Genomic DNA, 20,009 nt, shown 5'->3' with positions numbered 1-20,009 from the left:
CCCATTCGCGCCCCTGAGGTGGCCCGGCTCACGTAGGGTGGCCCCATGGCCTCTCCTCGTGTCCTCGCAATCGTCCTCGCCGGTGGTGAAGGCAAGCGCCTCATGCCCCTGACGGTCGACCGCGCCAAGCCGGCGGTCCCCTTCGGAGGCATCTACCGCCTCATCGACTTCTCCTTGTCGAACATGATCAACTCGGGCTTCCTCAAGGTGGTCGTGCTCACCCAATACAAGTCCCACTCCCTGGACCGCCACATCTCCAAGACGTGGCAGGTCTCGGACATGCTCGGCAACTACATCGCCCCCGTGCCTGCTCAGCAGCGCGTGGGCAAGCACTGGTTCCTGGGCAGCGCGGACGCCATCTTCCAGTCCCTCAACCTGCTGGACGACGAGCGCCCCGACTACGTGGTCATCACCGGTGCGGACAACATCTACCGCATGGACTTCTCCCAGATGCTCGACCACCACATCGCCTCGGGCCTGCCGTGCACGGTGGCCGGCATCCGCCAGCCCCGCTCTCTGGCCGACCAGTTCGGCGTCATCGAGACCGACCCGTCCGACCGGGGCAAGATCAAGGCCTTCGTCGAGAAGCCCAAGGAGACCCCGGGCCTGCCCGACTCCCCCGACGAGATCCTGGCCTCGATGGGCAACTACATCATGGACGCCGACGCGCTCCTTCAGGCGGTCACCGCCGATGCCGCCGACGAGTCCTCCAAGCACGACATGGGCGGCAACATCGTCCCGTGGTTCGTGTCGAAGGGGGCGGCGGGGGTCTACGACTTCAAGGACAACGACGTGCCCGGGGCCAGCGACCGCGACCGCGACTACTGGCGCGACGTCGGTACCGTCGACGCCTTCTACGAGGCCCACCAGGACCTCATCAGCGTGTCCCCGGTTTTCAACCTCTACAACGACCGCTGGCCCCTGTTCGCCGGGTACACCGCCTCCATGCCGCCGGCCAAGTTCGTCTACGGCCACCACGAGCGGCTGGGCCACGCCGTCGACTCGATCGTCTCCCCCGGGGTCATCGTCTCGGGAGGCGAGGTCATCTCCTCGGTGCTCAGCCCGGGGGTCCGCGTCAACTCCTGGTCCTCCGTGCGCGAGTCGGTCCTCATGGACGGGGTGGTCGTGGGCCGCAACACGGTGGTCAACCGGGCGATCCTCGACAAGTACGTCGTCGTCGAGGAGGGCGCCATGGTGGGCATCGACCCCGAGCACGACCGCGAGCGCGGCTTCACGATCACCGAGTCAGGCATCACGGTGGTCGCCAAGGGCCAGGTCGTGGTCCGCTGAGCAACCACCCGCACGACTGATCGGCCACTCGGCCGCGGTCCCTCACCACCGCCCCTGGGCCCCGTGCCCCGGGGCGGTGGTGTTCTCCGCGGCGCCGGCACCGTCCCGCCCACCGAGCCCCGGACTGACTGACCCAGCCCCGGAATCAATCATCTAGCATGCGGACCATGAGTGAACGCGTCAGCGGAGCCCGGGCCTCGGGCCCGCTCGCCGCCCGAGGGCCGGGCCTGCTCGTCATGGACGTCGACTCCACGCTCATCGAGCAGGAGGTCATCGAGCTGATCGCCGAGCACGCGGGCAGCCGCGAACAGGTCGCCGCGATCACCGGGCGGGCCATGCGCGGCGAGCTGGACTTCGAGGCCTCCCTGCGTCAACGGGTGGCGACCCTGGCGGGCCTGCCGGTCGAGGTGCTCGCGCAGGTGGCCGCCGAGGTTCGTCTGACCCCCGGCGCGGCCGAGCTGGTCGAGGAGCTGCACGACCGCGGCTGTCGGGTGGGGGTCGTCTCCGGGGGCTTTGAGGAGGTCGCGGCGCCTGTGGCCGCCGACCTGGGCATCGACCATGTCGCCGCCAACCGGCTGGAGGTGGTCGACGGCCGCCTGACCGGCGGGCTCGAGGGCCCCGTGGTCGACCGGCGGGCCAAGACGCGTTGGCTGCGTCAGTGGGCGCAGGCCGACGGCGTCGAGATGGAGCGCACGGTGGCGGTCGGTGACGGCGCCAATGACCTGGGCATGATCGCCGCCGCCGGGCTGGGCATCGCCTTCGACGCCAAGCCGGTGGTCGTCAGCCAGGCGCCCGCCGCCGTCCATGTGCGTGACCTCAGGGCGGTCCTCGAGCTGCTCTGAGCGCTCCGGGCCGCTCAGCGGCGCGCGGTGACGATCTCGGACAGGTGGGCCTGCTGCGGTCCGAGCCCGGCCCAAGGGCCCGCGACCTCCAGGACGAGCGCCGTGGCCGTGGGCACGCCGAAGGAGACCTGGCTGGCCAGGTCGTCGTCGGTGTCGTGCAGGAGGTGGGCGAGGATGGAGACGGTCGGCTCGTGCCCGACCACGACGACGGTGCGCGTCACCTCGGGCAGGGGCTCGAGCAGCCCGAGGATCCCGTTGGGCCCGTGGTGGTAGATCTCGGGCTCGACCCGCACCAGGCCGGTGCGCAGCCGCTCCTGGAGGGGGCGGGCGGTCTGCCGTGCGCGCGCCGCCGGTGAGACCAGGAGGAGGTCGACCTCGGGGATCCGGCGGTCCAGAGCCTTGGCCAGGTCCTCGGCCATGGTGCGACCCTTGGAGGTCAGCGGCCTCTCCAGGTCGGTGGGGGCGTCGTGCCCCGCCTTGGAGTGGCGGACGAGCACGAGGGTCTTCCTGAGGGGCGCAGTCGTCACCCGCACACTCTACGGCACCACGGAGCGCGCCGTTCGCCCAAGGGCGCCAGGTCCCCGCGGTGTGCCAGCATGGCCCCGTGAGCCAGCAGACCTCGAGCCCTCAGCCCCCCGGAGCAGCGGCGCCCGCAGACCACCGGTTGCCGCCGGTCCTGCGGATCGGACCGATCGAGGTGCCCACCCCCGTCGAGCTGGCCCCCATGGCGGGGGTCACCAACGCCTCCTTCCGGCGCCTGTGCCGGCGCTACGGCGAGGAGATGCTGCCCGGGCGGCTGCGGCCCGCCCACGAGGGCCCGGTGCGGGTCGACGGCCGGCTCCTGGCCCCGGCCGGCCTGTACGTCACCGAGATGGTCACCACCCGCGCCCTGGTGGAGCGCAACGACAAGACCCTGGCGATGGTGCGCACCGACCCCGCCGAGCGGGTGCGCTCCATCCAGCTCTACGGGGTCGACCCGGTGGTCACGGGCCAGGCGGTACGGATCCTGGTCGAGGAGGACCTGGCCGACCACATCGACCTCAACTTCGGCTGCCCCGTGCCCAAGGTCATGCGCAAGGGCGGCGGGGCGGCGCTGCCGTGGAAGAAGGACCTGCTGGGGGCCATCCTGCGTGAGGCGGTGCGCGCCTCGGAGGCCGGGGTGCGCGCTGCCCGGCGCGACCGGGAGGTTCCCGTCACCGTCAAGATGCGCATCGGTGTCGATGAGGACCATGAGACCTTCCTCGAGACGGCCGGGGCCGCACAGGACGCCGGGATCGCGGCACTGGCCCTCCACGGCCGTACCGCGCGCCAGCACTATGCGGGCACGGCCCGTTGGGAGGCCATCGCCCGGCTCAAGGAGGCCACCGACCTGCCCGTGCTCGGCAACGGGGACATCTGGAGTGGTGAGGACGCCCTGGAGATGATGCGCTCCACGGGCTGCGATGGCGTGGTGGTGGGGCGCGGTTGCCAGGGGCGCCCGTGGCTCTTCGCCGATATCGTCGCGGCGCTGCACGGCTCGCAGGAGCGTGCGCGGCCCGACCTGGACGGCGTCATCGCGGCGATCATCGAGCACGGCCGGCTGCTGGCGGCCGAGATGGGGCAGGAGCGCGGCGTGCGTGACCTGCGCAAGCACGTGGGCTGGTACCTCAAGGGCTACCCGGTGGGTGGGCGGGCGCGCGATGAGCTGATGGGCGTGTCCTCGCTGGAGGGGCTGGAGTCGGCGCTGGCACGGATGCGCGAGCGCCTGCCCGATGAGGTCCCCTACCCCGGGCCGGCGGTCGAAGGGCCGCGCGGGCGGGCGGGCACGCCCAAACGGCCCCACCTGCCCGAGGGGTGGCTCGACTCGCCCTATCTCACGGCCGACGAGAGGGTCCTGCTGGGTCAAGCCGAGTCCGAGGTGTCGGGGGGCTAACGGGACCGCCGCGCCCTGGCCGCCCGGACCGAGCGCGCGGTAGGGGCGTCCTGGGGCACGGCCGTCGTGCGGCACAGCGCCGCGGCGATGGCGGTCGTGGCCGGGATGGCCAGGACCAGGCCGATCGAGGACACCAGGGTGCGCACGATCTCCTCGGCGATCTCGCCGCTGAGCATCGTGTCGACCACCGCCCGGTCGATGAGGGAGGCGGACAGGATGAGCGGCAGGGCCGTGCCAGCGTAGGCGAAGGCCAGGGTGTAGACGGTCGAGGCGATATGGTCCCGGCCGATCCGCATCCCGCCGGTGAACAGGCGGGCCCGCCCCAGGGAGGGGTTGGCGGCGTGCAGCTCCCAGACGGCCGAGGCCTGGGTGATCGTCACGTCGTTGAGGACGCCGAGGCCCGCGATGACCATGCCGCAGGTCAGCAGCGCCCTCAGGCTCAGGCCGGGCACGAGGGAGGCCAGGGTCAAGGAGGCGTCCTCGGTGGCACCGGTCAGGTTGGCGGCCTCGACGCCCCACAGCGACAGGACCACCGTGATGACGACGCCGACGATGGTGCCCAGCAGGGCGGTGGTCGTCCTGACCGAGATGCCGTGCGCGATGTAGACGGCCAGGAGCATCATGGCGCTGGCCCCCACGAGCGTCACCCACATGGGTGAGGCCAGGTCGAGCAGGGCGGGGATCATGAACAGCAGCACGACGGCGCTGGACAGGACTAGGCCCAGGACGCTCAAGGCGCCCTTCTTGCCCGCCACGGCCACGACGAGCAGGAGGTAGACGATCGCCAGGGCGGCCACCGGCAGCTGTCGGGCGTAGTCGACGAAGACGTAGGGGGTGCCCGAGCTGAGCGCCGCCGGGGTGTACATCACCGACAGGCGGTCACCGACATCGGCGCTGCTCAGGGACTCCGCGGGGATGTGGACCGGCAGGACCAGGCCCTGGCCGGCCCCGGAGGTGATGCGCGCGCAGACGGCGTCGGTCAGCAGCCCGTCGCCGGCAGTCCCTCCGAGGGACTGGGCGGCCTCCCGGCAGTCGGCGACGTCCAGGCTCGTGACCGTGGCGGTCTCCAGGCTCGTGCCCTCGGCGGCGAAGGGCTGGGAGCCGACGAGGGAGGAGCTGCCCGGCCACAGCACGACCAGCCCGACCACCGTGGCCACGACGAGCGGGACGACGATCGCGGCCAGGACCATGCGCACGCGCCTGGCCTCGCCGGCCGGCAGGTCCAGGGGGCCGGAGTGGGAGTGCCCGTGACCGGCGGCGCTCGTAGCGCCGGATGCTCCGGAGGCCTCCTTGGGGTCGGGCTCGTGGGTGGCGTCGGTCTCGGGTGCTGCGTGGCTCACGGTGCCATCATGCCCGCGCGCCCCGCCCGCGCCCACCAAGGGCGCGGGCGGGCCGCGGCGCGGCAAGCGGCGGGACCGACACTGCCCCGGGACCGCCACGGACGCCGAGGCTCAGCAGCCCACGAGGCGCTCGGCGAGGTAGCGCTCGACCCCCTCCAGGGGGATGCGCTCCTGGGCCATCGTGTCGCGCTCCCGCACGGTGACCGCCCCATCCTGGGGGGAGTCGAAGTCGTAGGTGATGCACCACGGTGTCCCCACCTCGTCCTGACGGCGGTAGCGCCGACCCACGGCACCGGCGTCGTCGTACTCGACGTTCCACGACCGGCGCAGCCGCGCAGCGAGCTCGCGGGCAGGACCGGTCAGCTCCTCCTTGCGGCTCAGCGGCAGGACGGCGGCCTTGACCGGGGACAGGCGCGGGTCGAGGCGCAGGACGATCCGGGTGTCCACCCCGCCCTTGGTGTTGGGGGCCTCGTCCTCGTGATAGGCCTCGACGAGGAAGGCCATGAGGGAGCGGGTCAGGCCCGCCGCGGGCTCGATGACGTAGGGAACCCAACGCTCGTCGCGGGTCTGGTCGAAGTACGACAGGTCCTTGCCCGAGTGCTCGGCGTGGGTGCCCAGGTCGAAGTCGGTGCGGTTGGCGATGCCCTCCAGCTCGCCCCACTCGCTGCCAGCGAAGCCGAAGCGGTACTCCAGGTCGACGGTGCGCTTGGAGTAGTGGGAGAGCTTCTCGGCGGGGTGCTCGTAGAGCCGGATGTTCTCCGGGTCGATGCCCAGGTCGACGTACCAGGCCTTGCGATGGTCGATCCAGTACTGGTGCCACTCCTCGTCGGTGCCCGGCTCGACGAAGAACTCCATCTCCATCTGCTCAAACTCCCGGGTGCGGAAGATGAAGTTGCCCGGGGTGATCTCGTTGCGGAAGGACTTGCCGACCTGGCCGATGCCGAAGGGCGGCTTCTTGCGGGCGGCGCTCATGACGTTGGCGAAGTTGATGAAGATGCCCTGGGCGGTCTCGGGACGCAGGTAGTGCAGCCCGGCATCGTCGTCGACCGGCCCCAGATAGGTCTTGAGCAGGCCGGAGAAGGCCTTGGGCTCGGTCCAGGCCCCGGGCTGGCCAGTGACCGGGTCGGGCACGTCGTCGAGCTCGACGGTGTCGGGGTCCAGGCCCTTGCGCTCGGCGTACTCCTCGATGAGCTGGTCGGCCCGGTAGCGCCTGTGGGTGTGGAGGGACTCCACGAGCGGGTCGGTGAAGGCCTGCACGTGCCCGGAGGCGACCCACACCTCCCGGGGCAGGATGACGGAGGAGTCCAGGCCCACGACGTCGTCGCGGGAGCGGACCATGTACTGCCACCACTGGCGCTTGATGTTCTCCTTGAGCTCGACGCCCAGCGGGCCGTAGTCCCAGGCCGAACGGGTTCCGCCGTAGATCTCCCCGCAGGGGAAGACGAACCCGCGGCGCTTGGCGAGGTTGATGACGCGGTCGAGCGTCGAAGGGGTCTGTGCCACCGTGTGACTCCTCAAGGTCGTCGTTGTCCGCACCTGGTTGGTGGGAACGAGTGGCGCCAGTCTAGGGGCGTCGCGGTGGCCGGGCGGGCACGGAGGCGACCTGTGGGACGGTCGCGCTCGACACAGGTCAGCGCGCAGGTTTGACGCATGCCGCACACAGATTGAGAATGGTTCCCATGAATCTGTTCAGTGCACCCTCACGCCGCCCCCTGGCGGCAGCCGCCGCCCTGTCCCTCGCCTGTGCCCTGACCGCCTGCTCCGCCCCGTCCTCGGACTCGGAGTCCTCCTCGCGGGAGACGGAATCGGGCGCGGCGGTCAGCGTCGCGGCCTCCTTCTACCCGATCCAGTACCTCACCGAGGCCATCGGCGGTGAGCACGTCTCGGTCACGAGCATCACCCCCGCCAACACCGAGCCCCACGACTTCGAGCTGTCCCCCAAGGAGGTGTCGGGCCTGTCCTCAGTGGACCTGGTCACCTACGTCTCCGGCTTCCAGCCCTCCCTCGATGACGCCCTGACCGAGGTCTCCGGCCCCACCGTGGTCGACCTGGCCGGCTCGGTCGACCTGACCCACCACGGCGGTGTTGCCGACGACCACGACCACGACCACGCCGAGGAGACCGGCTCGACGACCACCGAGGCCGCGACCGACGAGCACACCGACGAGGCGCTCGACCCGCACTTCTGGCTCGACCCGCAGCGCATGATCCTGGCCGCCGAGGCCATTGAGGTGGCCCTGTCCGAGGCCGATCCCGCGCACGCGGCCGACTTCGAGGCCAACCTCGCCACCGTGCGCACCGCGCTGGAGGGCATCGACACCAGCTACTCCGAGGGCCTGGCGCAGTGCGAGCGCACGACCTTCGTGACGGCGCACTCCGCCTTCGGCTACCTCGCCGAGCGCTACAACCTGACCCAGGCCTCGATCTCGGGCCTGGACCCCGAGCACGAGCCGAGCCCCGCCGAGCTGGCGGCGGTCAAGGACGTGGTGGAGTCCACCGGCACGACGGTCATCTTCACTGAGGAGCTCGTCTCCCCCGAGACCGCCGAGGCCCTGGCCGCTGAGACCGGTGCGACGACGGCGGTGCTCAACCCGATCGAGTCCGCGCCCGAGGACGGCGACTACGCCTCCGCCATGGAGACCAACCTCGGCGAGCTGCGCACCGCCCTGGCCTGCCAGTGAGCGCACCCGGACCCGACGTCCTCGGCCAGGAGGTCATCGGGGTGCAGGACGCCTCGGTGGTCCTGGGCTCCGACCTCGTCCTTGATGCCGTCGACCTCAGGGTCGGCGGCGGGGAGTCGGTGGCGCTGCTGGGCGCCAACGGCTCGGGCAAGTCGACCCTCGTACGCACGGTCCTCGGCCTGCACCCGCTGCGCTCGGGCCGGGTGCGCCTGTTTGGCCACGACGTAGCCCGGAGGCGCCGCGTGCCCTGGGGGCGGGTGGGCTACGTGCCCCAGCGGGTCAGTGCCTCCTCGGGGGTGCCGGCCACGGCGCTGGAGGTCGTCCGCTCGGGCCTGCTCTCGCCCACCCGCCCCTGGGCCGACCGCGGGCCGCGGGCGCGCCGTCGTGCCATGGAGGCTCTTGAGGCCGTCGGGCTGGCGCAGCGCGCTGGGGACCACGTCCAGGTCTTCTCCGGGGGGCAGTCCCAGCGGGTCCTTATCGCCCGGGCCCTCGTGCGCGACCCCGAGCTGCTCGTGCTCGACGAGCCGCTGGCGGGCATCGACCGAGCCTCGCGCGAGGCCCTGGCCACGATCCTGGGATCCCTGCGCGACCGGGGGGTCACGCTGGTCACCGTCCTCCACGAGATGGGGGAGCTGGCCGAGGTCGTCGAGCGCGCCGTCGTCCTGGAGGACGGCCGGGTGGTGTCCGAGGGCCCGGCGGCCGAGCTGGCCGCCGCACACGGGGACCACGGCCAGGACGCCCACCCCCACGACGGGACCCGTCCCGCCCATCACGCCCCCACCCTGACCGCACCCACCTACCGGCACGGAGGCGCCCACTCATGACGGTCACGACACTGACCGAGATGCTCTCCAGCCCGCTCATGCAGCGGGCCCTGATCGTGGCCGTCCTGGTCGGACTGGCGGCGCCGGTCGTGGGCACCTACCTCGTCCAGCGCGGGCTGGCGCTTCTGGGCGACGGCATCGGGCACATCGCCCTGACCGGCGTCGCCCTGGGGTGGCTGGCAGGTGCGGCGGCCCATGCCTCCCCCCGGGACGCCTGGGCAATCCCCGGTGCGATTATCGCCTCGGTGCTGGGCGCCATCAGCATCGAGCTCATCCGCGCCCGGGGGCGCACCCGGGGGGACGTGGCGCTGGCGATTCTGTTCTACGGCGGCATCGCGGGCGGCGTCCTGCTCATCCGCGTGGCCGGCGGGACGACGACGAACCTGACGAGCTACCTGTTCGGCTCCATCGCCACGGTGTCGGTCTCGGATGCCTGGTTCACGATCGTCCTGGCCTCCGGCGTGCTCCTCGTGGGCCTGGGCCTGCGCGGGCCCCTGTTCGCCCTGTCCCACGACGAGGAGTTCGCCCGGGCCATCGGCCTGCCGACCGCGGCCCTCAACGTCACGGTCGCGGTGGTCGCGGCCCTGACGGTGTCGGTCTCGATGCGGGTGGTCGGTGCGCTGCTCGTCTCGGCGGTCATGATCGTGCCCGTGGCCATCGCCCAGCTCGTGTCCTACTCCTTCCGCCAGACCATGCACCTGGCCATGGGGATCGGGGTCATGGCCTGCGTGGCGGGGCTGACCATCACCTATGTCGTGGCGGCCTCACCCGGTGCGATGATCGTCGTCCTGCTCGTTGTGGCCTACACTGCGGTCGCACTGGTGTCCGGGCTGGCGCGCGCGGCGGCCCGCCGGGGCAGGAGCCGCAGCCGGAAGGAGGCACGCGTATGAGCCGGACGAGCAGGCCCACGCGCCCGCGCGCGACGTGGCAGCGGGCGGCGGTGGCCGACATCCTGGAGCGCACCGAGGAGTTCCGCTCCGCACAGCAGATCCATGCCGCCCTGGACGCCGAGGGCACTCGGGTGGGGCTGGCCACCGTGTACCGCAACCTCACGGCACTGGCGGAGGCCGGTGACGTCGACCAGGTGCGCAACGCCGACGGCGAGACCCTCTACCGCGCCTGCGCGCGCCCCGAGCACCACCACCACATCGTGTGCCGCTCCTGCGGGTACACCGTCGAGGTCGCCGGGGGCGCCCTGGAAGCCTGGATCACCTCGGTGTCCTCCGAGCACGGCTTCACCAGCATGGAGCACACCGCGGAGTTCTTCGGACTGTGCGCCTCCTGCTCGGCGGCCTCCGACTGAGCGCGGCGGCAGGCGGCCGCCGCGCTCCTGCCCACCAGCAGAACCTCACCCCACTCGTAGACTCCCCCTCCCTCTCGCCGAGATCGGGACATGTGACACCTCGAGATCGGTAGATATGGCACCTCGAGATCGGGACCTATGTCCCGATCTCGGCGAGGAGGGTGGCCCCGGACTCAGCGACCGTGCCCCGGACCCGTGCGGCCAGCCCGTGTCCCCCATCCCTTTGAGCTACTCGCCTAGCCCTCGGCGACGGCGTCGACGGCGCCGCCGAAGCGCCGGTCCCGCTGGGCGTAGGCCTGGCAGGCCCGCCACAGCTCGGTGCGGTCGAACTCGGGCCAGGGCAGGTCGGAGAAGTACAGCTCAGCGTAGGCCGAGGACCACATGAGGAAGTTGGAGGTGCGCTGCTCTCCCCCGGTGCGGATGAACAGGTCGACGTCCCGCATCGTGGGGGCGTACAGGTAGCGCTGAATCGTCTTTTCAGACACGGCCGAGGCCTTGAGCCTGCCGGCGGCGACCTCCTCGGCGATGGCCCGGGCGGCGTCGGCCATCTCCGCACGCCCCCCGTAGTTGAGGCACATGTTGAGCACCATGCGCTCGTTGCCCGCGGTGATCCGCTCGGAGCGGCGGACCTCGGACAGGACCGACTTCCACAGCCGGGGCTCGCGCCCCACCCAGCGCACGCGGACCCCCCAGTCGAGGAGGTCGTCGGTCTGGGCCCGCAGGACGGTGCGGGTGAAGCCCATGAGGAAGCGGACCTCGGCGGGCGACCTGCGCCAGTTCTCGGTGGAGAAGGCGTAGACGCTCAGCTCCTTGACGCCGATCTCGACCGCGCCGGCGATGACATCCATCATCGTGGCCTCCCCCACCCGGTGGCCCTCAGTGCGCGGCAGGCCCCGGGCGTTGGCCCAGCGGCCGTTGCCGTCCATGACACAGGCCACGTGCCCGGGCACGGCCTCACCCAGACAGGGGGGCACGAGGCCCTCGCGGTGCAGCGGGATCCGGCCCAGTGGGTCGCCGTCCCGCCCCACGGCTCCCGGGGGCAGGGGCGCGCCGGGGGCGGCAGGCTGATCAGCGGTCACAGTCAGACCCTTTCGACGTGGGAGAGCGAGCGCAGGCGCCGCTCGAGGTGCCAGGTCAAGTATGCCGACACCAGTCCAGCCGCCTGCGCGCGCTCGCGCCCGCCCGAGGCGTCGGCCACCGCCCAGTCCCCCGACAGCAGCGCCCCGAGCAGCACCATGGTCGAGGCATCAACCTCAACCGACCCCGCCGGACGGCAGGCGGGACACACGGCCCCGCCCACCTGGACGTGGAAGGCGGTGTGCGGCCCGGGGGCCCCGCAGCGGGCGCAGTCGTAGAAGGACGGCGCCCACCCCGCCAGCGCCAGCGCCCGCAGGAGGTAGGAGTCGAGCACGAGCCCCGGGGCGTGCCTGCGCCGGGCCAGGGCCGCCAGGGCGCCGTAGAGCAGGAGGAACTGCTGAGGGGACTCCGAGGTGCCCAGGTCGCCGTCGTCGTGGGTGAGGCGCTCGGCGGTCTCCACCATCGTCGCCGCGCAGGTGAACACCGCGTAGTGGGAGCAGATCGCCCCGGCGAACGGGGAGATCGTGTCCACCTGGGTGACCACGTCGAGGTTGCGCCCGGCGTGCAGCTGGACGTCGACCATCGAGAACGGCTCCAGGCGCGCGCCGAAGCGGGAGGTGGTGCGACGCACCCCCTTGGCAACGGCGCGCACCTGCCCGTGTGAGCGGGTGAGCATGACGATGATGCGGTCGGCCTCAGCCAGCGGGTAGGTGCGCAGGATGAGGGCCTCGTCGCGGTAGAGCCGCAGCGCCATCGGTTCGGCGCCGGCCTCAGCGCAGGGCGCGGTTGACCGCCGAGATCACGGCCTTGAAGGAGGAGGTCGTGATGGACGGGTCGATGCCCACGCCCCACAGCACCTGGCCGTTGACCTCGCACTCGACGTAGGAGGCCGCCGAGGCGTCACGGCCCTGGCTCAGGGCGTGCTCGGCGTAGTCCAGGATCCTGACCTCGACGCCGGTCTGCTCCAGGGCGGTGACGAAGGCGTCGAGCGGGCCATTGCCCGAGGCGGTCAGCAGCCGACGCTGCCCGGAGTCGGCGATGGTGACGGTCAGCACCGAGTCCTCCTCGCCGCTGGAGGTCAGCGTCGCGGCCTTGAGCTCGAAGCGGCCCCAGGTGGGCAGCTCGATGCCGGGCGCTGCGGCCGCCGGCAGGTACTCGTCGGCGAAGATCGTCCACATCTTGTCGGAGTCGACCTCGCCGCCGTAGGTGTCGGTGTGGCGCTGGACGATGCGGGAGAACTCGATCTGGAGGCGACGGGGCAGGTCGAGGTTGCGGGTGTGCTTGAGCAGGTAGGAGACTCCGCCCTTGCCCGACTGGGAGTTGACGCGCACAACCGCCTCGTAGGAGCGGCCCACGTCGTGGGGGTCGATGGGCAGGTAGGGCATCGACCAGGGCACCGCGTTCTCGGCCTCGTCGGCGTCCATCCCCTGGGCCTTGGCGGCCTCGACCTGCTTGACTCGGGCGAAGAAGCCCTTCTTGATGGCGTCCTGGTGGGAGCCGGAGAAGGAGGTGTAAACGAGCTCACCGACATAGGGGGTGCGCGGGGGTACGTCCATCTGTGTCGAGCGCTCCACGGTGCGGCGGATCTCGTCGATGTCGGACAGGTCGAGCATCGGGTCGATCCCCTGGCTGAAGAGGTTGAGGGCAACGGTCACCAGGTCGACGTTGCCGGTGCGCTCGCCATGGCCGAACAGGCAGCCCTCGACACGGTCGGCCCCGGCCAGCAGCCCCAGCTCGGTGGCCGCCACGCCCGAGCCGCGGTCGTTGTGGGTGTGCAGCGACAGGCACACGGCGTCGCGGTGGGACAGGTTCCTGCTCATCCACTCGATCTGGTCGGCGTAGACGTTCGGGGTGGCCCGCTCGACGGTGGCCGGCAGGTTGAGGATGATCTCGCGGTCGGCCTCGGGCTGCCACACGCCCATGACGGCCTCACAGACCTCCAGGGCGTACTCGCGCTCGGTGTCGACAAAGATCTCCGGGGAGTACTCGAAGCCGAAGATCGTGTCCTCGGTCAGGACCTTCTCGGCCCGGGCGATGACCTGCCGGGTGCCGTCGACGGCCAGCTCACGCACGTCGTCGCGACTCATGCGGAACACGACGTCGCGGAACAGCGGCGACAGGGCGTTGTAGAGGTGGACGGTGGCGCGCGGCAGACCGACGCAGGCGTCCAGGGTGCGGTCGATGAGGTCGCCGCGGGACTGGGTGAGCACCGAGATCGTCACGTCCTCGGGCACCGCTCCCTCGTCGGCCAGGGAGCGCACGAAGTCGAAGTCGGTCTGCGAGGCCGCCGGGAAGCCGACCTCGATCTCCTTGAAGCCCATTGCCACGAGCAGGTCGAAGACGGCCCGCTTGGCCTGCGGGGCCATCGGCTCGATGAGGGACTGGTTGCCGTCGCGCAGGTCGGTCGACAGCCAACGGGGGGCGTGGGTGATCCGTCGGGACGGCCAGGTGCGGTCGGGCAGGTCGGTGGAGACGGTGTCGATGAAGGGCACGTACTTGCCGTAGGGCATGCCGGAGGGCTGCTGCGGCGCTGGGCGTGCTGTGCGCATGGGGTACTCCTGTGGGGGTGTGCTGAGCACGGGTCCGACGGCGCGGCCTGCGTGCCGCTGAGAAGTCCGGGACCCGGTGGCTGGCAACGCAAAAGAGCCGCGGTCGGGGTGCCGGCCTTGTCAGGCCCCGCCGCGGCGACTAAGCAGCAGGCTCACTGTTGCGCGCACGAGGCGAACCTACCTCACATCGGCCCCGGTGTCACCCGGGGCCGCTGCGCGCCACGCTGTCATCCGATCGCGCCGCCAGGGCCGTGAGGTCGCCAGAAGACTCCTGGGCTTGATGACGACCTCACGGTCATGACGTGCCCGCGGGTGCCCGCGCTGTTCTGAGCCCCGGCCCGATCCGTGACGCAGCGCCCGCCCCAGGACACTCCGCGCCTCGCCGTGCCATGTGTCCCGATCTCACGGTGTCATATCTACCGATCTCGGGGTGTCATATGTCCCGATCTCGGCGACGGAGCGACCACCGGCACGCTCGGGCCCCGGTCTCGCGGACCGGCCGGGCGCCACCCGCCTCGCGCGGGATCCGCCTGCGGCCGTGGGGCGCCCCGCCGGGGACGCGGGGGGGCCACCGCCCCCCGCCCCCCACTGACACACGGGGCCCCCGGGGGACACGAGGTGTGCGGGCCCGGGCCCGCCGGGGGGGGGCGCGGCCGGGGGCGGGGGGCGCCCGCGCGGTGGGGGCGGCCCCCCCACGGCCCCGATCCGCTCAGTACCACAGGGGCCACAGGGGCTACAGGATGTCTGCGGCCAGGTCCAGGGGCGTGCCGAAGCGGTGGGCGGTGATGCTCACCGACTGCTCCCGCACGAAGGGCAACAGCTCGCTGTGGGGGTTGGCGGTCACCGCGCCGGTGTAGAGGGCGACGTCGGGGCTTCCTCCCGTGGCCTGGCACGCCTGGTCCCACCGCTCCTGCGGGTCCTGGTCCCTGGGGCCGAGCACGCGCACACGCACGCCCAGGGCGCCCGAGCCGGCCAGGTCGGTCAGGCGCGCCTCCCACACCGCCGGCGCGTCGACGCGCACCTCCACCCCGGCGTCCTCCAGGGCGGTACGCAAAGCGGGAGCGGGCTCGCTCTCAACCGACAGCCGCAGGGGCCCAACGGCGAGCACGCCCGCGGCCAGGACCCGGGCGAGGTCGGCCACGGCCGTGCCGCCGGCGGCGCGCACGATCACCCCGGTGGGCTTGTAACGCAGGATGTTGCGCTCACAGGTCAGGCCGGTGACATCGACGGCTTGCCCGTAGGCGGACTGCCAGGCCTCGGCGTCGGCCTCCAGCGCGCGGCGCAGGCCCGCCACATCGTGGCGGTCCAGGTCGGTGCGCACGGCGTCGTAGATGGCAGCCACCCGCGGGTCGAGGGCGGCGGCCAGGTCGAGGTGCGTCTCGGGGTCCTCGGCCTGGCTGTCCGGCTGGGCGAGGATGTCGCCCAGGCCCAGGAGGTAGCTCGGCCCGCCGGCCTTCGTCGTCGAGCCGATCGCCGAGCGCTTCCACCCTCCGAAGGGCTGACGGCGCACGATGGCGCCGGTGATGCCGCGGTTGACGTAGAGGTTGCCGGCCTGCACCGACTCCAGCCACTGCTCGAGCTCGGAGGAGTCGAGGGTTTGGAGCCCCGAGGTCAGCCCGTAGTCGACCGCGTTGACGGCCTCGATGGCCTCGGCCAGGGTCTCGACCCGCATGACCCCCAGCACGGGTGCGAAGTACTCGGTGTAGTGGAACTCGCTGCCGGGCACCACCCCGGCGCGGATCCCGGGCCTCCACAGCCCGCCGCCGAGGTGCTCGGGCCGCAGCACCCAGTGCTCGCCTACACCCAGCTGGGTCAGGCCACGGCGCGCCTTGGGGTCGTCGGGCTGGACGACGGGGCCGACCTGGGAGTCCAGGTGCTCGGGGCCGCGCACGCGCAGGGAGGCGGTGGCGTCGACGAGCTGGCGGGCGATCCGTGCCGAGCGTCCCGCCGATCCCACGAGGATGAGCAGGGAGCTGGCCGAGCACTTCTGGCCGGCGTGGGCGAAGGCGGAGGACACCGTGTCGCGCACCGCCAGGTCCGGGTCAGCCGAGGGGGTCACGATGATGGCGTTCTTCCCGCTGGTCTCCCCCAGCAGGTGCATCTCGGGGCGCCAGGAGCGGAACAGCCGGGCGGTGTCGTAGGAGCCGGTCAGGATGACCCTGCCGACCCCCGGGTGGGTGACCAGGTGCTGGGAGACCTGCCCGTCCTCGAGGGCCGCCAGGGCCAGCACGTCGCCGGGCACGCCCGCGTCGTGGAAGGCGCGCACGATCTCGGCCCCGCAGCGCCGTGCGGGCGGGGCGGGCTTGAGCACGACCGTGCTGCCGGTGGCCAGGGCCGCGGCCACACCGCCCACCGGGATCGCGACGGGGAAGTTCCACGGCGAGGCCACGACCGTGACCTCCACGGGGCGCAGGACCGAGCCGCGCATGTAGTCGGGGTCCTCAAGCAGCAGGCTCTGGGCGGCGTAGTGGTGGCAGAAGTCGATGGCCTCGGAGACCTCAGGGTCGGACTGGTCGATCGTCTTGCCGGCCTCGGAGGCGGCCACCTCGATGAGCTGGCCGCGGCGGGCGGCCAGGATGTCACCGGCGCGGTGGAGGATGGCGGCACGGCCCTCGGCTCCCAGCTCATGCCAGGAGGCGGCCGCGCGGCTCAGGTCGGCCACGAGCAGGTCGACGTCGGAGGTCTGCGCCAGGCGCTGGGCGGAGGCCTCGACCTCGGCCACCCCGCGCCGCGAGTCGGGCACGGCCCGGGCGATCCGCGCCGCCCACTGCCGGTTGGCCGCCAGCGCCGGGTCGGAGTCGGGCGTCGAGACGAAGGGGCGTCGCGCCTGCTCGGCCACCGCGCCCTCGACCTGGCCGGGGCCGGCCTCCTCCTCGGCCAGGCGGTCCTGGACACGACGGGGGCCGGGGACCGCGGCGGCGGGGTCGACCTGGGCCAGGGAGGCCAGGAAGCGTTCCCGCTCGCGGGCGAAGATCTCGGGGTCGGTGGCGATGTCGAAGACCCCGGACATGAAATTGGCCGGGGCGGCGTTCTCCTCGAGGCGTCGCACGAGGTAGGCGATGGCGACATCGAACTCCTTGGGGTCGACCACCGGGACGTAGAGGAGCAGGTGTCCGGTGTCGCGGCGCACAACCGCCTGGAGCTCGGTGGCCATGCCCGAGAGCATCTCGAACTCGACGGCGTCGCCCTCCGCCAGCCCGCGGGCGGCGCGCAGCTCGTAGGCGAAGGCGATGTCGAAGAGGTTCTGGCCGGCCACGCCCAGGCGGACCGCGCGGGAGCGCTCGGGGGTCATCGCCCAGGCGAGCATGCGCTTGTAGGCGGTGTCGGTGTCCTGCTTGGTGGGCCAGGTGGTCAGCTCCCAGCCGTGGATCTCGGCGTCGACGGTCTCCATCGACAGGTTGGCGCCCTTGACCACGCGCACCTTGATGCGCGCGCCTCCCGCCTCGACACGGGCGGCCGCCCACTGCTGGAGGCGCTCCATGGCCGCCAGGGAGTCGGGCAGGTAGGCCTGCAGGACGATGCCGGCCTCGTAACCGCGCAGCTCGGGCTGGTCCAGCACCGCGGTGAACACCGCGATGGTCAGGTCCAGGTCCTTGTAGTCCTCCATGTCGAGGTTGAGGAAGGTGCCGTGGTCGCGGGCCAGGAGGTACAGGGGCGTGAGAGCCTCGACGCCGTGGGCGACGACCTCCTCGAAGCCCCAGGGGTTGTGCGGGCCGGTGACGGCCGAGACCTTGACCGACACGTAGTCGACGTCGGGGCGGGCCACGAGCCGGGAGACCTCGGCCAGGCGCCGCGCCGCCTCGGTCTCTCCCAGGACGGCCTCCCCCAGGAGGTTGACATTGAGCCGGTTGCCGCCGGCGCGCAGCCGGGCCAGGGCGGGCCCCAGGCCGCGGTCGGTGGCGTCGACGACCAGGTCGCCGACGATCTCGCGGAAGGTGCGTCGCGCGGCCAGGGCGACGGTGCGCGGGGCCAGGCGCCCGGCTGCCCCGCCCAGGCCCATGGCGGCGGCCAGGGCGGGGGGCAGGAAGTCCTTGCGGCCCGCGGCCAGGCGCGTCAGGGCCCGGGCGGCGACGTCGAGGTCAGTGGGACGGATGACGTCGTCGACGAAACGGGTCGTGAAGGCCAGGCCGGCGGGGTCGGCCAGGATGGTCGACAACAGCTTGGCCGTGCGCGGGGTCGGCTCGTCCACGGAGGCGTCGGCCCAGGCGCGGGCGCGCTCCACGGCACGGGCGCCGAGCTCCCACAGGTCCTCGGGGCAGGGGCGGGTGCCGGCGGCGGTGGCGGCAGATGTCGTCATTGCGGTGTCCTTCGCTGATCGGTCCGGTGCGTTGGCAACCAGTGTCGCGCACACCGGCCCGCAATGCCGCATCGCGGCCGGCCCTGTGGCGCGCCCGGTCACACGAGCATGGGGAACAGCCCCCAGTAAGACAGCGCGATGAGCAAAATGACGGCGCCGGTGACCGCCGAGGCAAGGACCACCCGGCCCGGGGCGGTGATCGTCACGGTTGCGCCCGGCGGGCCGGTGCGCATGGCCAGCGCCCGTTGGACGAGCTTGACCAGGAGGACGACCGAGCCCAGCGCGGTGGCCTGGGCCAGCAGCCATCCCCCGTAGGACAGCCAGTGGTTGGTCCGGTAGCTCATCGCCAGGGCGACCACCGCCCAGATGTAGGCGAGGTAGAGCACCCAGGCGGCCACGACGCTCAGGCACAGGGAGGCCGTCCACCGGCCCAGGGGGTCGGGCAGGTGCAGGCCCCGCCTGCCGCGCAGCCGCGGCCCCTGGCCCGCCAGCCACACGGCGGTGGACAGCACCATGAGGCCCAGGCCCAGGGCCAGGGCCGCCAGCATGAGGTCGCCTGAGGCGTACCAGCGGGTGGGCCCGGGGGCCCGCGCCCAGTACTCCTGGACGGGGGCCGCGCCGGCCACGTGGGGCAGGGCCTCGGCGGTGATCGGCAGGCCGTTGACCCAGCGGGCCAGGTCGCGGGCGACGCCCGGCGCCAAGGCCCCCTCGGTGCTCGCACCCAGCTTGAGGCCGTGGTTGGCGCCCTCGTAGTAGCGCACCGTCAGCGCCGTGTTGCCGTTGACCGCCAGGGACTGGCGGATTGTCAGGGGCCCTTGGACCAGGGGCATCGAGTCGTCGCCGGCGCCGTAGACCATGAGGACCGGGGCGCTGACCTGCTCCTCGTAGGGACGGGCGTCGAAGTCGGCGTAGTCGAAGCCGCCGCCCGGCATGTCCTGGCTGCCCAGCACCCGGGCGATGATGGTGAGCAGGGGCGAGGGCACCCCCACGCGCTCGAGATAGGAGCCGGCGGCGAAGGTCGCCTGACGCCGCAGCTCGACCACCGGCGCCGAGGCCAGCACGAGGAAGGCGGTCCGCTGGTCGCGTGCGGCCAGGACGACCCCCGGGTAGCCGCCCTCGGACTCGGCGTACAGGCCCACGCGCCCGGGGGCAACGCCGTCGAGGGAGCGCAGGTAGTCCACCGAGCGCTGGTAGTCCTCGGCCATGGCCGGGTAGTCCCGGACCGTGGTCGAGTAGTCCTCCATCGGCTTGGTCGGCACGAGCGTGGTGATCCCGGCCGAGGCCAGGGCGGATGCCTGCTCGGCGAAGCCCTCGATGCTCTGGGTGCCCGCGCCGTGGAGGAAGACGACCCCCGGGGTGGGAGTGCGCGCCCCCACCGGTCGTCGCAGGAGGGCGGGCACCGTGCGCCCGTCGGCCTGGGTGACCGTGACCGTGACGGTCTCGATCTCGTAGGCGCCCACCGGGGTGGTCAGCACGTCCCCGCCGATTCGCGTATCGGAGGTCACCGGCGTCATGTCGGTGGTCAGTGGCTCGGGCGTCCAGCGCGGTCCGGCCAGAGTCCCCACGAGGCTGAGCGACAGGACGGTGACGACGACCGCGCCCACGGTGCGGTGGTCCCGGGAGACGGCCAGGACGAGGGCGCCCAGGACGACGGTGGCCAGGATCTCGCTGATCTCCGTGCCGCCGGCGCCCAGGACCGCCAGGACGCCGGCCAGCGCGGCCAGGGCCAGGACGACGAGCAGGCTGTGCCGGGGGTCCTTGACCCACATCGTGCGCAGAAGCCGCCAGGAGCGCAGGGGGAAGGCACGCAGCCACCGCCACCCCGAGCGCAGCTCGGCTGCGCTCAGGCGGGCGGGCTGGGCCCGGGGCCTGGGGCGACGACGCACGCCTGTCC

The 20,009-nt window shown here is 72.4% G+C and carries 15 protein-coding genes; 7 read left to right on the top strand and 8 right to left on the bottom strand.

Going from position 1 to position 20,009, the window contains the following annotated elements; all coding sequences use genetic code 11:
* Positions 1-45 precede the first annotated feature (45 nt).
* Both Q4C85_RS04675 and serB read left to right on the top strand, forming a co-directional pair.
* Positions 46-1,290, top strand: a complete 1,245-nt coding sequence (locus Q4C85_RS04675) for a glucose-1-phosphate adenylyltransferase (protein WP_303140099.1) — start codon at positions 46-48, stop codon at positions 1,288-1,290.
* A gap of 167 nt (positions 1,291-1,457) precedes the next feature.
* Positions 1,458-2,132, top strand: coding sequence for a phosphoserine phosphatase SerB (gene serB / locus Q4C85_RS04670; protein WP_303140097.1), 675 nt, complete (start codon positions 1,458-1,460; stop codon positions 2,130-2,132).
* 14 nt (positions 2,133-2,146) lie between these two features.
* Here serB and Q4C85_RS04665 read toward each other — a convergent pair whose 3' ends face one another.
* The gene (locus Q4C85_RS04665; protein ID WP_303140095.1) at positions 2,147-2,659 is read right to left on the bottom strand and encodes a histidine phosphatase family protein; all 513 of its coding nucleotides are present in this window, start codon (positions 2,657-2,659) and stop codon (positions 2,147-2,149) included.
* A gap of 137 nt (positions 2,660-2,796) precedes the next feature.
* Between Q4C85_RS04665 and dusB the strand changes: the two genes are divergently transcribed.
* The gene (gene dusB / locus Q4C85_RS04660; protein WP_303140162.1) at positions 2,797-4,044 is read left to right on the top strand and encodes a tRNA dihydrouridine synthase DusB; all 1,248 of its coding nucleotides are present in this window, start codon (positions 2,797-2,799) and stop codon (positions 4,042-4,044) included.
* Here the strand turns inward: dusB and Q4C85_RS04655 are convergent.
* Both Q4C85_RS04655 and Q4C85_RS04650 read right to left on the bottom strand, forming a co-directional pair.
* The gene (locus Q4C85_RS04655; protein ID WP_303140159.1) at positions 4,041-5,234 is read right to left on the bottom strand and encodes a YibE/F family protein; all 1,194 of its coding nucleotides are present in this window, start codon (positions 5,232-5,234) and stop codon (positions 4,041-4,043) included. The two genes, dusB and Q4C85_RS04655, sit on opposite strands and share 4 nt — an antisense overlap.
* A 261-nt stretch (positions 5,235-5,495) precedes the next feature.
* The gene (locus Q4C85_RS04650) at positions 5,496-6,887 is read right to left on the bottom strand and encodes a glycine--tRNA ligase (RefSeq protein ID WP_303140094.1); all 1,392 of its coding nucleotides are present in this window, start codon (positions 6,885-6,887) and stop codon (positions 5,496-5,498) included.
* A 176-nt stretch (positions 6,888-7,063) separates the two neighbouring features.
* On the opposite strand from Q4C85_RS04650, the gene Q4C85_RS04645 reads away from it, so the two are divergent.
* The 4 genes from Q4C85_RS04645 to Q4C85_RS04630 are packed head-to-tail and all read left to right on the top strand — an operon-like array spanning position 7,064 to position 10,192.
* Complete coding sequence (locus tag Q4C85_RS04645) at positions 7,064-8,065, top strand: metal ABC transporter substrate-binding protein (RefSeq protein WP_303140093.1); 1,002 nt, start codon at positions 7,064-7,066, stop codon at positions 8,063-8,065.
* Positions 8,062-8,889 (top strand): metal ABC transporter ATP-binding protein, encoded by an 828-nt coding sequence (locus tag Q4C85_RS04640; protein ID WP_303140091.1) that lies wholly within the window; start codon positions 8,062-8,064, stop codon positions 8,887-8,889. The genes Q4C85_RS04645 and Q4C85_RS04640 overlap by 4 nt, the downstream gene beginning before the upstream one ends.
* A complete protein-coding gene (locus Q4C85_RS04635) occupies positions 8,886-9,779 on the top strand; it encodes a metal ABC transporter permease (protein ID WP_303140088.1) in 894 nt (297 codons plus the stop codon). The genes Q4C85_RS04640 and Q4C85_RS04635 overlap by 4 nt, the downstream gene beginning before the upstream one ends.
* A complete protein-coding gene (locus tag Q4C85_RS04630) occupies positions 9,776-10,192 on the top strand; it encodes a Fur family transcriptional regulator (RefSeq protein WP_303140086.1) in 417 nt (138 codons plus the stop codon). The genes Q4C85_RS04635 and Q4C85_RS04630 overlap by 4 nt, the downstream gene beginning before the upstream one ends.
* A gap of 236 nt (positions 10,193-10,428) precedes the next feature.
* Here Q4C85_RS04630 and uppS read toward each other — a convergent pair whose 3' ends face one another.
* From uppS to Q4C85_RS04605, 5 genes are all read right to left on the bottom strand, one after another.
* The gene (uppS, locus tag Q4C85_RS04625; RefSeq protein WP_303140156.1) at positions 10,429-11,190 is read right to left on the bottom strand and encodes a polyprenyl diphosphate synthase; all 762 of its coding nucleotides are present in this window, start codon (positions 11,188-11,190) and stop codon (positions 10,429-10,431) included.
* Positions 11,191-11,273: 83 nt separating this feature from the next.
* Positions 11,274-12,023, bottom strand: coding sequence for a DNA repair protein RecO (gene recO / locus Q4C85_RS04620; protein WP_303140083.1), 750 nt, complete (start codon positions 12,021-12,023; stop codon positions 11,274-11,276).
* A gap of 16 nt (positions 12,024-12,039) precedes the next feature.
* Complete coding sequence (gene leuA / locus Q4C85_RS04615) at positions 12,040-13,818, bottom strand: 2-isopropylmalate synthase (RefSeq protein WP_303140081.1); 1,779 nt, start codon at positions 13,816-13,818, stop codon at positions 12,040-12,042.
* Positions 13,819-14,551: 733 nt separating this feature from the next.
* The gene (locus Q4C85_RS04610; protein WP_303140080.1) at positions 14,552-18,115 is read right to left on the bottom strand and encodes a proline dehydrogenase family protein; all 3,564 of its coding nucleotides are present in this window, start codon (positions 18,113-18,115) and stop codon (positions 14,552-14,554) included.
* Between the two features lie 98 nt (positions 18,116-18,213).
* Entirely contained in the window at positions 18,214-20,001 is a 1,788-nt protein-coding gene (locus Q4C85_RS04605; protein WP_303140078.1) for a prolyl oligopeptidase family serine peptidase, read from the bottom strand.
* Positions 20,002-20,009 lie beyond the last annotated feature (8 nt).

The organism is Actinomyces sp. (genome assembly GCF_030524025.1).
Classification (GTDB): domain Bacteria; phylum Actinomycetota; class Actinomycetes; order Actinomycetales; family Actinomycetaceae; genus Actinomyces.
This window is presented reverse-complemented; position numbering and strand designations above follow the sequence as displayed.